Source organism: Mycobacterium sp. TH-M82 (assembly GCF_057473605.1).
The window spans coordinates 1-12,928 of the sequence record NZ_JBYCKY010000863.1 but is presented as its reverse complement, the minus strand read 5'-3'; the positions used below and the strand labels follow the sequence as shown (position 1 = coordinate 12,928).

At 68.4% G+C, this 12,928-nt stretch carries 14 protein-coding genes; 10 read left to right on the top strand and 4 right to left on the bottom strand.

Features of this window, described 5'->3' with window-relative positions; translation table 11 throughout:
* Together AC2VON_RS25060 and AC2VON_RS25055 are read right to left on the bottom strand one after the other, a co-directional pair.
* Positions 1-153 (bottom strand): helix-turn-helix domain-containing protein (locus tag AC2VON_RS25060; RefSeq protein WP_486955232.1); only part of this gene is annotated, 153 nt, incomplete at its 3' end.
* A gap of 43 nt (positions 154-196) precedes the next feature.
* Positions 197-775, bottom strand: a complete 579-nt coding sequence (locus tag AC2VON_RS25055; RefSeq protein ID WP_486955230.1) for an IS607 family transposase — start codon at positions 773-775, stop codon at positions 197-199.
* 80 nt (positions 776-855) lie between these two features.
* On the opposite strand from AC2VON_RS25055, the gene AC2VON_RS25050 reads away from it, so the two are divergent.
* From AC2VON_RS25050 to AC2VON_RS25025, 6 genes are all read left to right on the top strand, one after another.
* The gene (locus AC2VON_RS25050) at positions 856-1,857 is read left to right on the top strand and encodes a helix-turn-helix transcriptional regulator (RefSeq protein WP_486955229.1); all 1,002 of its coding nucleotides are present in this window, start codon (positions 856-858) and stop codon (positions 1,855-1,857) included.
* Between the two features lie 49 nt (positions 1,858-1,906).
* Entirely contained in the window at positions 1,907-2,884 is a 978-nt protein-coding gene (locus AC2VON_RS25045) for a helix-turn-helix transcriptional regulator (RefSeq protein ID WP_486955228.1), read from the top strand.
* Between the two features lie 55 nt (positions 2,885-2,939).
* Entirely contained in the window at positions 2,940-3,164 is a 225-nt protein-coding gene (gene tatA / locus AC2VON_RS25040; RefSeq protein ID WP_486955227.1) for a Sec-independent protein translocase subunit TatA, read from the top strand.
* A gap of 50 nt (positions 3,165-3,214) precedes the next feature.
* Positions 3,215-4,135: a twin-arginine translocase subunit TatC gene (gene tatC, locus AC2VON_RS25035; RefSeq protein ID WP_486955226.1), complete on the top strand. Its 921-nt coding sequence runs from the start codon at positions 3,215-3,217 to the stop codon at positions 4,133-4,135.
* 24 nt (positions 4,136-4,159) lie between these two features.
* Positions 4,160-7,009, top strand: a complete 2,850-nt coding sequence (locus tag AC2VON_RS25030) for a DEAD/DEAH box helicase (RefSeq protein ID WP_486955225.1) — start codon at positions 4,160-4,162, stop codon at positions 7,007-7,009.
* A gap of 65 nt (positions 7,010-7,074) precedes the next feature.
* Complete coding sequence (locus tag AC2VON_RS25025) at positions 7,075-7,800, top strand: DUF4333 domain-containing protein (protein WP_486955224.1); 726 nt, start codon at positions 7,075-7,077, stop codon at positions 7,798-7,800.
* 11 nt (positions 7,801-7,811) lie between these two features.
* On the opposite strand, the gene AC2VON_RS25020 is transcribed toward AC2VON_RS25025, so the two are convergent.
* Positions 7,812-8,768 carry a 5'-3' exonuclease gene (locus AC2VON_RS25020; protein ID WP_486955223.1) on the bottom strand — a complete coding sequence of 319 codons (957 nt, stop codon included), beginning with the start codon at positions 8,766-8,768 and terminating at the stop codon, positions 7,812-7,814.
* Positions 8,769-8,792: 24 nt separating this feature from the next.
* Here AC2VON_RS25020 and AC2VON_RS25015 point away from each other — a divergent pair, with 24 nt between their 5' ends.
* A complete protein-coding gene (locus AC2VON_RS25015; RefSeq protein WP_486955222.1) occupies positions 8,793-9,917 on the top strand; it encodes a M24 family metallopeptidase in 1,125 nt (374 codons plus the stop codon).
* Between the two features lie 12 nt (positions 9,918-9,929).
* Here the strand turns inward: AC2VON_RS25015 and AC2VON_RS25010 are convergent, their stop codons facing one another.
* A complete protein-coding gene (locus AC2VON_RS25010) occupies positions 9,930-10,337 on the bottom strand; it encodes a F420-dependent biliverdin reductase (protein ID WP_486955221.1) in 408 nt (135 codons plus the stop codon).
* Between the two features lie 65 nt (positions 10,338-10,402).
* On the opposite strand from AC2VON_RS25010, the gene AC2VON_RS25005 reads away from it, so the two are divergent.
* From AC2VON_RS25005 to AC2VON_RS24995, 3 genes are all read left to right on the top strand, one after another.
* Positions 10,403-11,011 carry a TetR/AcrR family transcriptional regulator gene (locus AC2VON_RS25005; RefSeq protein ID WP_486955231.1) on the top strand — a complete coding sequence of 203 codons (609 nt, stop codon included), beginning with the start codon at positions 10,403-10,405 and terminating at the stop codon, positions 11,009-11,011.
* A gap of 74 nt (positions 11,012-11,085) precedes the next feature.
* Positions 11,086-11,532: an MmpS family transport accessory protein gene (locus AC2VON_RS25000; RefSeq protein WP_486955220.1), complete on the top strand. Its 447-nt coding sequence runs from the start codon at positions 11,086-11,088 to the stop codon at positions 11,530-11,532.
* Positions 11,529-12,928: MMPL family transporter (locus AC2VON_RS24995; protein WP_486955219.1), on the top strand; the 1,400-nt coding region annotated here is incomplete at its 3' end. The genes AC2VON_RS25000 and AC2VON_RS24995, both read left to right, overlap by 4 nt.

Sequence of the window (12,928 nt, the reverse complement as noted above, 5' to 3'; positions counted from 1 at the left end):
GCACAGGTCCAGATTGAATTTCACCGCGGCCAGCATCGTGTTGAACGCGAACCGCGCGCCACCAGCATGCGACTCCTGCCCCACCACCTGGGCCGACGTCGGGTCCAGCGCGTACTGATACGCCTGCAAAACCCACCCCGACGAAACCTCCACCAACTCACCAATCAAGGGCGCGGTTACGCATCTGCACGATCATCTACCGCTGCCCACCAGGATCCTGCTTGGTGGCGGTCACCGCGCGCATGGCGCGATTGCGCGCACCGCGCCGCCCATACAAGCGCGCGCACATGCTGGTGAGAACCTCGATCATGTCGCGCACCAGATCATCGGCGGTCTCCCCATCGTCGACGACCACTATGCGCCGTCCCTGCGCGGCGAGCGCAGCATGTAGGTACTCGACCCCGAAGCGGGCCAACCGATCAGAATGCTCCACAACGATCACACTGGCAGAAGGGTCCGTCAAGATCCGGGACAGTTTCGCACGCTTGCCGTTCAATCCGGAACCGACCTCAGCCACCACCTGGCCGACCTCCCACCCGGCATCGGTGGCCCACTCGGTCAGCCGGGACACCTGACGGTCCAAATCCGAGCGCTGATCATGCGACGAGACCCGCGCATAGAGCACCACGCGCTCCTCACCTGCCGCTGCGACATCAACCAGGATCGTGCCCGAAGGCAGCCGTCGAAACGGCACCGGCATCCGATCCTCACGCACCCACGCATACGCGGTCTGCGGGTGCACACCCACCGACCGTGCCCACGCCGCCAACTTCACACCAGCCAGTCAAACATACATTCACTCACAAACACGCATATTCACGCACGTTTTGCCGAACAGTTCGATACCCTGTCATCGTGGCCACCGCCAAAGTCGAACGGCTGCTGAACCTCGTCATCGCGCTGCTGTCCACCCGCGGCTACCTCACCGCGGAGAAGATCCGGTCCAGCGTGGCCGGCTACGCCGACTGCCCCACCGCCGACGCGTTCTCCCGGATGTTCGAGCGGGACAAGAATGAACTGCGAGATCTGGGCATTCCGCTGGAGACCGGCAAGGTGTCGGCGTTCGATCTGGTTGAGGGCTACCGCATCAACCGCGATGACTATGCGCTGCCCGACGTCGTGCTGACCGCCGACGAGGCCGCCGCGGTGGCAGTGGCCGCGCAGCTGTGGGAGACCCCGGAACTGATCAGCGCCACCCAGGGTGCGTTGCTCAAACTGCGGGCCGCCGGCGTGGACGTCGACCCCGACGCAACGGTCACCATCGCCTCGCCCGCCGGGCCGCCCGGACTGCGCGGCGCCGAGCACGTTCTCGGGGCCCTGCTGTCGGCCACCGTCAGCGGCCAGGCGGTGCAGTTCGAGCATCGCCCGTCGCGCGCCGAGCCCTCCGCCACCCGCACCGTCGAACCGTGGGGATTGATCACCGCCAACGGCCGCTGGTATCTGGTCGGTCACGACCGTGACCGCGACGCCATCCGGGTGTTCCGGTTGTCCCGCATCGGTGGCGCCGTCACCGTGATCGGCCCGGTCGGCGCGGTCACGCCGCCCGACGGCGTCAACCTGCGCCAGATCGTGGCCGATGTGGTGGCGGGGGCGCCCACCGGCGTGGCGGCCCGGGTATGGGTGGCGCACGGCCGGGCTATCGCGCTGCGCCGTGCCGGGAAGTCGGTTGGGCGCAGGCCATTGGCCGGCCGCGACGGTGAGGTGATCGAGCTCGACACCGGGTCGACTGACCGGCTGGCCCGCGAAGTCGCCGGACACGGTGCCGATGCCGTTGTGCTGGAACCGGACTCGCTGCGCGACGACGTGCTGGCCCGGTTGCGCGCCCAGGCCTGCGCAGCCTGCGTGGGCGAGAAATGACCCGCGCCGGCGCCGATGTGCAGCGCAGCGATGAGAAGGGCCGGCGCAGATGAACCCCGTGTCCACCCGCTTGGTGCGGCTGCTGAACATGGTGCCCTACTTTCAGGCCAACCCGGGGGTCACCCGCGCCAAGGCCGCAGCCGATCTGGGCGTCACGGTGAAGCAGCTGGAACAGGACGTCAACCAGCTGTTCGTCTGCGGTCAGCCCGGCTACTACCCGGATGATCTGATCGACTTCGCCTTCGTCGGTGACACGATCGAGGTGACGTTCTCGGCGGGTATCGACCACCCGCTTCGCCTCACCTCACCGGAGGCCACCGGGCTGCTGGTGGCACTGCGCGCGCTGGCCGACATTGCCGGTGTGGTCGATCCGGCGGCGGCGCGCAGCGCGATCGCCAAGATCGAGTCCGCGGCCGGGGCCACGGCGAGTTCGTCACCGGCGGCGGCCGATGAACCCGCGCCCACCGACAACCAGGCCACCGGCGCGGTGCGCGACGCCGTACGGGAGCACCGGGCGCTGGCCATCGACTACTACGCGGCTTCGCACGACACGATGTCGCACCGAGTGGTCGACCCGATCCGGGTGGCGGTGATCGGTAACCACAGTTACCTGGAGGCCTGGTGCCGTGCGGCCGAGGCGGTGCGGCTGTTCCGGTTCGACCGCGTCGTGGCCGCCACCGTGCTCGACGAGGCGTCCGCAGCACCGCAACCGGCGGCGCAGGCGCCGACGGACACCTCGCTGTTCACCGCCGACCCGACGCTGCCAGCGGCGACGCTGCGGGTCGCGCCGACTGCGTCATGGATGTTCGAGTACTACCCGATGCGGGTCGTGCGGGAACTGTCCGAGGGTTACTGTGAGGCAGCGATGACGTACGTCTCCGACGAGTGGATGACCCGGCTGATGCTGGGCTTCGGGCCGGAGGTGACCGTGCTGGCGCCGGCGGCGCTGGCGGCTCGGGTGCGTGATGCCGCGACGGCCGCGGTGGCGGCCCACGAGGCGGCCTACGAGGCGGGGCGGTGCGGCTGAGGCGATCGCGCGGTGAGCTGCGGTAGCATCGAGGCGACGTCTGGAGGTAACCAAAGTGGGCAGTCTTAGTCCGTGGCACTGGGCGATCCTGTTGGCCGTGGTGATTGTGCTGTTCGGCGCCAAGCGGCTTCCCGACGCGGCGCGTTCGTTGGGTAAGTCGTTGCGGATATTCAAATCCGAGGTTCACGAACTGCAGAACGATATTAAACGGGAAGCCCCCGCCACTCCGGTGCAGTCCGAGCGCCTTGACCCGCCCGGCGCCGACGGACGACCGGCCTAGGCCCGGCATCGCCGCTACGGCGCGGAAGTGCCCTTCGACTGAACGTATCCGTGCGCACCCCCGAACTGCTCAGGCGACTCGACCCGCGGCTTCGCCGTAGCCGCATCAACCCCGACGGGACCATGTCGCTGGTCGATCACCTGCGTGAGCTGCGGGCCCGGCTGTTGATCGCACTGGCCGCGATCATGCTCACCACGATCGTCGGGTTCATCTGGTACACCCATTCGTTTTTCGGGCTGGGAAGCCTGGGCGAGTGGCTGCGGCACCCGTACTGTGCGCTGCCGGCCTCGGCGCGCGCGGATATCAGCGCCGACGGGCAGTGCCGGCTGCTGGCGACCGCGCCGTTCGATCAGTTCATGTTGCGGCTCAAAGTCGGGACGGCCATCGGGATCGTGCTGGCCTGCCCGGTGTGGTTCTACCAGCTGTGGGCGTTCATCACACCTGGCCTGTACCGCAGGGAACGCCGGTTCGCGGCGGTGTTCGTGGTGTCGGCGGCGGGGCTGTTCGTTGCCGGCGCCGTCCTGGCGTATCTGGTGCTGGCGAAAGCGCTGGGGTTTCTGCTGACGGTCGGCAGCGACGTGCAGGTGACCGCCCTCTCCGGCGACCGCTATTTCGGATTCCTGGTCAACCTGCTGGTGGTGTTCGGGGTCAGCTTCGAGTTCCCGCTGCTGATCGTCATGCTCAACCTGGTCGGTGTGCTGACCTATGACCGGCTCAAGTCCTGGCGGCGTGGACTGATCTTCATGATGTTCGTGTTCGCGGCGGTATTCACGCCTGGCTCGGACCCGTTTTCGATGCTGGTGCTCGGGTCCGCGCTGACCCTGCTGCTGGAGTTCGCCATCCAGATCGCCCGGCTGCACGATAGGCGCAAAGCAAAGCGCGAAGCCGACGCCGAAATTTCCGACGACCAAGCACATGACCAAGCACCGGTGATCGAGCCGCCGTCAGCGGTACATGAAGACATCAGTTGATCGGCTTCGCCGCGAACCGCCGACATGACCGAGTCGACCGAATTCTCCGGTTTAGCCCGGTTTGCCGCCGAACTGCCGTTCACCCTCGACGATTTTCAGCGACGGGCCTGTGCGGCGCTGGAAGACGGTCACGGTGTTCTGGTCTGCGCGCCGACCGGCGCCGGCAAGACCGTCGTCGGCGAGTTCGCGGTGCACCTTGCGCTGGCTGCCGGCGGCAAATGTTTCTACACCACACCGCTGAAAGCACTGAGCAACCAGAAGCACACCGACCTGACCGCGCGCTACGGCAAAGACCGAATCGGCCTGCTCACCGGCGACCTGTCGGTCAACGCCAACGCGCCCGTGGTGGTGATGACCACCGAGGTGCTGCGCAATATGCTCTACGCTGACTCGACTGCACTGCAAGGACTTTCGTATGTGGTGATGGACGAGGTGCACTTCCTCGCCGACCGGATGCGCGGCGCGGTGTGGGAGGAGGTCATCCTGCATCTGGCCGACGAAGTTCGGCTGGTCAGCCTGTCGGCGACGGTCAGCAATGCCGAGGAATTCGGCGGCTGGATCCAGACCGTGCGCGGCGACACCACGGTCGTCGTCGACGAAACCCGGCCGGTGCCGCTGTGGCAGCACATGCTGGTGGGCAGACGGCTGTTCGACTTGTTCGACTACCGGGCCCACCCAGAATCCCCGGACGTCGGGGAGGTTCATGCGACCAAGCAGCCGGTTGTCGACCCGGCGCTGCTGCGCCACATCGCCCATCGGCGTGAGGCGGACCGCCTGGCCGATCGGCAGCCCCGGCGGCGGGGTCCGGAGCGATCCGCCCGGCCCGGCACGTACCGGCCACCCATGCGCCCGGACGTGATCGAGATTCTCGACTCCGCCGGTCTGCTGCCGGTGATCACGTTCGTGTTCTCCCGGGCCGGCTGCGATGCCGCCGTCAAGCAGTGCCTCCGGTCGCCGCTGCGGTTGACCACCGAGGAGGAACGGGCGCAGATCGCGGAGATCATCGATCATCGCTGCGGCGACCTGGCCGACGCCGACCTGACCGTGCTCGGCTACTACGAGTGGCGCGAAGGGCTGCTGCGCGGTCTCGCCGCCCATCACGCCGGGCTGCTGCCGGTGTTTCGGCACACCGTCGAGGAATTGTTCACCGCCGGCCTGGTCAAGGCCGTGTTCGCCACCGAGACCCTGGCGCTGGGCATCAACATGCCGGCCCGCACGGTGGTGTTGGAGCGGCTGGTGAAGTTCAACGGAGAACAGCACGCCCCGTTGACACCCGGTGAGTACACCCAGCTGACCGGCCGCGCCGGCCGGCGCGGCATCGACGTCGAGGGTCACGCGGTGGTGCTCTGGCATCCCGATCTCGACCCGCGTGACGTCGCCGGGCTGGCATCCACGCGCACCTTCCCACTGCGCAGCTCGTTCACACCGGCCTACAACATGACGATCAACCTGGTGCGCCGGATGGGACCCGAGCAGGCACACCGGCTGCTGGAACAGTCATTCGCCCAATACCAGGCCGACCGGTCTGTCGTCGGGCTGGTCCGTGCCGCCGAACGCGGCGAGCGGATGCTCGACCGGGCCGCCGCCGAACTCGGCGGCCCGGATGCGCCGATCCTCGACTATGCACGGCTGCGGGCGCAGATTTCCGAGCGGGAGCGCGCACAGGCCCGGTCGTCGCGGCTGCAGCGCCGCCGCGCAGCCAATGACGCCTTGGCGGCGCTGCGCCGGGGCGACATCATCACCTTGGGCCACCGTCGTCGCGGTGGTTTGGCGGTGGTGCTGGAATCCGACCGGGACAGTACCGAGCCGCGGCCGCTGGTGCTGACCGAAAACCGCTGGGCCGGCCGGATCTCGTCCGCCGACACCCCGGGCGCCGGGGGCTGGGCGCCGGTGGGGTCGATGACCCTGCCCAAGCGGGTGGAACACCGCCAGCCGCGGGTCCGCCGGGACGTTGCCTCGGCGCTGCGTGCGGCCGTGAGCAGCCTGGCCGACGTGGGCGACCTGATGATCCCGGCTGCGCGCAGGGGGCGCGGCGTGTGGACCGAATACGGCGCGGACGCTGACTCGGAGCTGGCATCGTTGCGCGAGCAGCTGCGTCGTCATCCCGCCCACCATGCTCCGGACCGCGACGCCACGATCGCCACAGCCGAACGCTACCTGCGCATCGAACGTGACAACGCGCAGCTTCGCCAGAAGGTGGCGGCCGCAACCAACTCGTTGGCCCGCACCTTCGACCGGATCGTCGACCTGCTCACCGAACGCGGGTTCATCCAGGCAGGCTCGGCTGATAGCAGAAGTGACCTGCAAGTGACCGACGACGGTCGGCTGCTGGCCCGGATCTACAGCGAGAGCGACCTTTTGGTCGCCGAGTGTCTGCGCACCGGGGTGTGGGACGGGTTGACCGCGGCCGAGTTGGCCGCGGTGGTCTCTGCTGTGCTCTACGAGTCGCGCGGCGCTGACGGATCGGGCGGCGCAGCCGCGTCGGCGGGCGGGGAACCGCCCACCGTGCCGGTGCGCCGCGCCCTGCACCGGACCCGCAGGCTGTCGGCGGCGCTGCGGGCCGACGAGCAGCGGCACCGGATCGCCCCCGGCCGCGAACCCGACGATGGATTCGTCAACGCCGCGTACCGCTGGGCCGACAACGGTGATCTGGCCGCCGCGCTGGCCGCCTTCGACGCGGCGGGCAGTCCCCCGCAAGCGGGAGGTGCCCCCAGGTCACCGCTGTCCGCCGGGGATTTCGTGCGCTGGTGCCGGCAGTTGCTCGATCTGTTGGACCAGGTGCGCAACGCATGTCCCGAGCCCGCATTGCGGGTCACCGCGAAAGCAGCGATCGGCACGATTCTGCGTGGCGTCGTCGCTGTTGATACCGGGTAGGCTTGACCCACGCTACGGTGTATACCCGGCGAGCGTTCGGCACTGGAGAGGACTGAGCAACAGCGATGAGTGGACCGCAGGGGTACGACCCCATGCAGCCCTGGCAGCCTGCGCCGGCCGATCCGGGGGAGGAGCAACAGAGCCCCGGGCAGGCTCCGGAACAGCAGTGGCAGCCGCCGGCCTACACCCCGTCGCAGTATCCGCCGTACGAGCAGCCGGCTGCGGGTAGCCAGGCATACCCCCCGGCGCCGCAGTATCCGCCGGCCGCGCCCGGCTACCCGTCTCCGGAGCCCTACGGTCAGCAGCCGACCCCATACGCGCAGCCCGGGCAGTACGGGATGTACCCGCCGCAGCCCGGCCAGTACGGTCAGCCAGGACAGTACGGCCAGTACGGTCAGTACGGTCAGTACCCGCAACAGCCCGGCCAGTACGGGCAAGCCGAGCAGGCCACCAAGCGCTCGACCGCGGTGATCGGCGCGGTGACCGCGGTGTTTCTTGGGTTCGTTGCCCTGGTGGTGCTGGTGCTCGGCTTCTGGAAACCCGGGTTCTTCGTGACCACCAAGCTGGACATCGACAAGGCGCAAGCCGGTGTGCAGCAGATCCTCGCCGACCAGACCAACGGTTACGGGGCGAAGAACGTCAAAGACGTCACCTGCAACGACGGTCAAAGCCCCGTCGTCAAAAAGGGCGATACATTCACCTGTGAGGTCAGCATCGACGGCACCAAGCGTCAGGTGACCGTGACCTTCCAGGACAACACCGGCACCTATGAGGTCGGCCGGCCCAAATGATCCCCCGCCGGTCAGGCCGGCAGACCCGCAAGCGCCTTGCTCAGCCGCGCGATCGATGACCCCACTCCGAGCTGGGCTCCCAGGTCGGCGGCGCGGGCCGGCGCGGCGGCCACCCGCGGCAGCGCATCGGACGGCGTGGACAACCTGACCGGTGCGTCGGTGACCACCCGCACCACCGGTCCCGCGGCTTCGAGGTAGTCGGCTGCCGCCCGCAGTTTCCCCCGGGCCGCCTTCGGCAGGGCCGAACTCGGGTCTGCGCCGGCGGCCACGATCGCCGTCAGCGAGCCGTACCGTGCCAGCAACGCCGCCGCCGTCTTCTCACCGATGCCGCGAACGCCGGGCAGCCCGTCGGACGGATCCCCGCGCAGCAGCGCCAACTCGGCGTAGGCGGCCCCGGCCCGGTCGACGGGCAGCCCGTACCGCTCGGCCACCTCGGCAGGACCGAACATCCTCGCCGCGGCCAGCCCACGTCCCAGATAGAGCACCCGGACTTCGACCGGCCGGTCGGTGACCACCTGCAGCAGGTCGCGGTCGCCGCTGACCACGACCACAGGATCACGGCGCTCGGCGGCGGCCAGGGTGGCCAGCACGTCGTCGGCCTCGAATCCGGGTGCGCCACCGGTTGCGATGCCGAACGCGGCGAGGATGTCGATGATCATGTCGGCCTGCGGGGCCAGCTCGTCGGGCACCTCCTCGATGTCGGGCCGGCCGTCCGGCTCGGGTTGGGTGACCCGGTGTGCCTTGTACGACGGCACAAGGTCCACCCGCCACTGCGGCCGCCAGTCCACGTCCAGGCACACCACCATTCGGGCGGGCCGATGCCGGGTGATCAGGGCGGCGACGGTGTCCAGGAAGCCGCGCACCGCGTTCACCGGCCGGCCGTCCGGGGCGGTGATCGACGACGGCACCCCGAAGAAGGAGCGGAACCACATGCTGGCGCCGTCGAGCAGCAGCACAGGGGCGGGCACGACTGCCAGGTTAGCCTGAGGGCCATGGTTGCCCGCCGGTTCGACAGCACGGTCTATGCCCGCCGGCTGGCCGCCGCGGCCGCCGCTAGTGCGTCTGCCGGCCTGGCCGGTTTGGTGATCACCCCGGGCTACGATCTGCGGTATCTGATCGGGTCCCGCGCGCAGACCTTCGAACGGCTCACCGCGCTGGTGCTGCCCGGTTGCGGTGCACCGACGATGGTCGTGCCACGGCTGGAGTTGGCCGCCCTTGACGACTCCGCGGTGGCGGATCTCGGCTTGTCGGTTCGAGATTGGGTCGATGGCGACGACCCCTACCGGTTGGTCGCCGATACGCTGGGAAGGGCGCCTGGCGCCTGGGCGGTCACCGAGTCGATGCCGGCACTGCACCTGTTGCCGCTCGCGAAGGTGCTCGGCGTACCGCCGGTGCTGGCCACCGGGGTGCTGCGTGGGCTGCGGATGATCAAGGACGCCAGCGAGATTGACGCGCTGCGTAATGCCGGGGCAGCTATCGACCGAGTACACGCCCGGGTGTCACAGTTCCTGGTGCCAGGCCGCACCGAGGCTGACGTCGCTGCCGATATTTCCAAGGCCATTGTCGACGAAGGACATTGCGAGGTCGCGTTCGTCATCGTGGGGTCCGGGCCGCACGGTGCCGACCCGCATCATGAGTGCTCCGATCGCGAATTGCGGGCAGGTGATGTCGTCGTCGTCGACATCGGCGGTGCGTGGGAACCCGGATATCATTCCGACTCGACGCGGACTTACAGCCTCGGGCAACCCAGTGCGCAAGTGGTACAACACTATTCAGTGCTTCAAGCCGCTCAGCGTGCGGCCGTCGCGGTGGTACGACCGGGGGTCACCGCCGAGCAGGTCGACGCCGCCGCCCGCGACGTGCTGGCCGGAGCCGGGCTGGGGGAGTATTTCGTGCACCGAACCGGGCACGGCATCGGGCTGTCGGTGCACGAAGAGCCCTACATCGTCGCCGGCAATGACCTGGCGCTGGCTGCGGGCATGGCGTTTTCGGTCGAACCCGGCATCTACTTCCCCGGCCGGTGGGGCGCGCGAATCGAGGACATCGTCGTGGTGACGGAGCAGGGCAGCGAACCGCTCAACAACCAGCCGCACGAGCTGATCGTGGTGCCGGTGTAATCGACGTCAGCTTTATCCTCGGTCCAGCAGATCCGCGGAGCCGAGCACCCGCTCGACCTGGACTTCGATCACCACCCGTTGCGGGTTGACCCGCGGCGTTCGATAGCGCTGGGCGTAACGCAACTCGGCGTCGCGGACAGCGTCGGCCGCACTGCTCACGCTGGCCGGGCCCTCCAGCGACAACCAGCGCGCCCCGTCGACCTGGCTGAGCACGGCCACCCCGCCACGCTCGGCGTTGAGCGCCTTCTGCGAGCCGCCGGTGGTGATCACCCGGGCGATGTGGGTGTTGGGGTCGAAGGTGAAGCCCACCGCCACCACGTGCGGGGAGTTGTCGGCGCGCAGGGTGGTCAACATCGCCAGATGACGTTCGGTGAGGAACGCCATCGCATCACTGGTGAGCCTGGTGGTGGTGTTGGCCATCACCGCTCACGGTAGCGCAGGAGACAATCGCAGCCGTGCACGACACGGATGCTTCTGACGGTTCTATCGTGGACACCGTGCCCCGGACCGCCGACCGCGCGACGGCGCCGTCCCCGTGGTCGCCGCGGGAGGCCGAGTTGCTGGCGGTGACGCTGCGGCTGCTGCAACAACACGGATACGACCGGTTGACGGTGGACGCGGTAGCGACCACCGCCCGCGCCAGCAAGGCCACCGTGTACCGGCGCTGGCCGTCGAAGGCCGAGCTGGTGCTGGCCGCGTTCATCGAGGGCACCCGGCAGGTTGCGGTTCCACCGGACACCGGCACCCTGCGGGGGGATCTGCTGCGGCTGGGGGAGCTGATCGCCCAACACGTCCGCCGGCACGCGGGCACCATCCGCGCGGTGCTCGTCGAGGTGTCGCGCAACAGCGCGCTCAACGACGTCATGCAACGCCAGTTCGTCGACCATCGCAAGGCGTTGATTCAGCACGTCTTGCGCCAGGCCGTGGACCGCGGCGAGATCGACCCGGCAGCCGTCAACGACGAGCTCTGGGACGTGTTGCCGGGCTACCTCGTCTTCCGCGCCATCATCGAGAACCGCCCGCCGTCCGCGCACACCGTGCAGGCGCTGGTCGACGGCGTCCTCATCCCCAGCCTCACCCGGCCCACGGGCTGACCCGGGGTGAATCTCTTGTCGTGGATCAGTCCGGTACCGTACCGTTTAGCTATTGGATAAGAGGCGTTAATCAGGTGAGACGGGTGTCAGTGACCAGGCTGGTCAGGCGGCGGTGGATGCTGCTAGTCGCCGTCGTCGTCGTCGGCGTCGCGGGGTTTGCGATGTACCGGCTCAACGGGGCCTTCGGCGCTCAGCACGGCACGCCCGCCGCCGGCGGCATCTCCAACGACATCATCCCGTTCAATCCCAAGCAGATGGTGCTCGAGGTTTTCGGCGCACCGGGCAGCACGGCGACGATCAACTACCTAGACGTCGACGCCCAACCGCAGCAGGTGGTGAGCGTGCCCCTGCCGTGGTCGTACACGATCACCACCACCGAGCCGGCGGTGATGGGAAACCTGGTGGCCCAGGGCGACAGCGACTTCCTGGGCTGCCGCATCACCGTCAACGGCGCCGTCAAGGACGAAAGGACGGTCAACGCAGTGAACGCCTACACCTTCTGCCTGGACAAGTCCGGATGAGTGACCACCACGCACCGCGAAACTCCTTCCTGCCGAGCGCCATCCGGCGGCTTTCGGTGCCGATCCTGTTGTTCTGGCTGGCGCTGGCCGCGATCACCAACGCTGCCGTACCGAAGCTGGAAGAGGTCGGCAAGTTGCACAACGTCGCGATGAGTCCAGCGGACGCGCCGTCGATGCGCGCCATGAAACGCATGGGCGAGGTGTTTCAGGAGTTCAACTACGACAGCGTGGCCATGATCGTCCTGGAAAGCGACAAACCGCTCGGGGACGACGCCCATCTGTTCTACAACGAGTTGATCCACAAGCTCGCCGACGACACCACCCATGTGCAGCACGTCCAGGACTTCTGGGGAGACACCCTGACGGCGGCCGGCGCGCAGAGCACCGACGGCAAGGCGGCGTATGCCCAGGTGTATCTGACCGGCAACCAGGGGGAGGCGCTGGCGATCGAGTCCGTCAACGCCCTGCGGAACATCGTCGCGCAGACGCCGGCGCCGCCCGGCGTCACGGCCTACGTCACCGGGGCCGCACCGCTGATCGCCGACCAGTTCAACGTGGGCAGCAAGGGCACCGTGAAGGTCACCGCGATCACCGTCGGGGTGAGCGCGGTGATGTTGCTCTTCGTCTACCGGTCGGTGGTCACGATGATCCTCGCGCTGCTGACCGTCCTCGTCGAGATGGCGGCGGCGCGCGGGGTCGTCGCCTTCCTCGGCAACACCGGAATCATCGGGCTCTCCACGTATGCGACCAACCTGCTCACCCTGTTGGTGATCGCCGCCGGCACCGATTACGTGATCTTCTTCCTCGGCCGCTATCAGGAGTCGCGGCAGTCCGGCCAGGACGCCGAACAGGCCTTCCACACCATGTTCGGCGAGACCGCACACGTCATCCTGGGATCGGGGCTGACTGTCGCGGGCGCGGTGTTCTGCCTGAGCTTCACCCGGCTGCCTTACTTTCAGAGCCTCGGCATCCCGGCCGCGGCGGGCGTCCTCGTCGCGCTGGCCGGTGCGCTCACGCTGGCCCCCGCCGTGCTGGCCATCGGCAGCCGCTTCGGTCTCTTCGAGCCCAAACGCACCATGCGGACCCGCGAGTGGCGACGCATCGGCACCGCCGTCGTGCGGTGGCCGGGGCCCATCCTGGTGGTGACCTGCGCGATCGCCCTCATCGGGCTGCTCGCCCTGCCGGGCTACAAGACGAGCTACGACGCCCGCCGCTATCTGCCCGCGACGGCCCCGGCCAATGTCGGCTACGCCGCCGCCGAACGGCATTTCTCCCAGGCCCGGATGAACCCCGAACTGCTGATGATCGAGACCGATCACGACATGCGCAACCCCGCCGACATGCTCATCTTGGACAAGGTGGCCAAGAACGTCTTCCACCTGCCCGGTATCGCCAA

Bases quoted from the DNA above. Each gene is read 5' to 3' on its own strand.
- AC2VON_RS25030 (WP_486955225.1), top strand. From the start codon at position 4,160: ATGACCGAGTCGACCGAATTCTCCGGTTTAGCCCGGTTTGCCGCCGAA.
- AC2VON_RS25010 (WP_486955221.1), bottom strand. From the start codon at position 10,337: ATGGCCAACACCACCACCAGGCTCACCAGTGATGCGATGGCGTTCCTC.
- AC2VON_RS25025 (WP_486955224.1), top strand. From the start codon at position 7,075: ATGAGTGGACCGCAGGGGTACGACCCCATGCAGCCCTGGCAGCCTGCG.
- AC2VON_RS25045 (WP_486955228.1), top strand. From the start codon at position 1,907: ATGAACCCCGTGTCCACCCGCTTGGTGCGGCTGCTGAACATGGTGCCC.
- AC2VON_RS25015 (WP_486955222.1), top strand. From the start codon at position 8,793: ATGGTTGCCCGCCGGTTCGACAGCACGGTCTATGCCCGCCGGCTGGCC.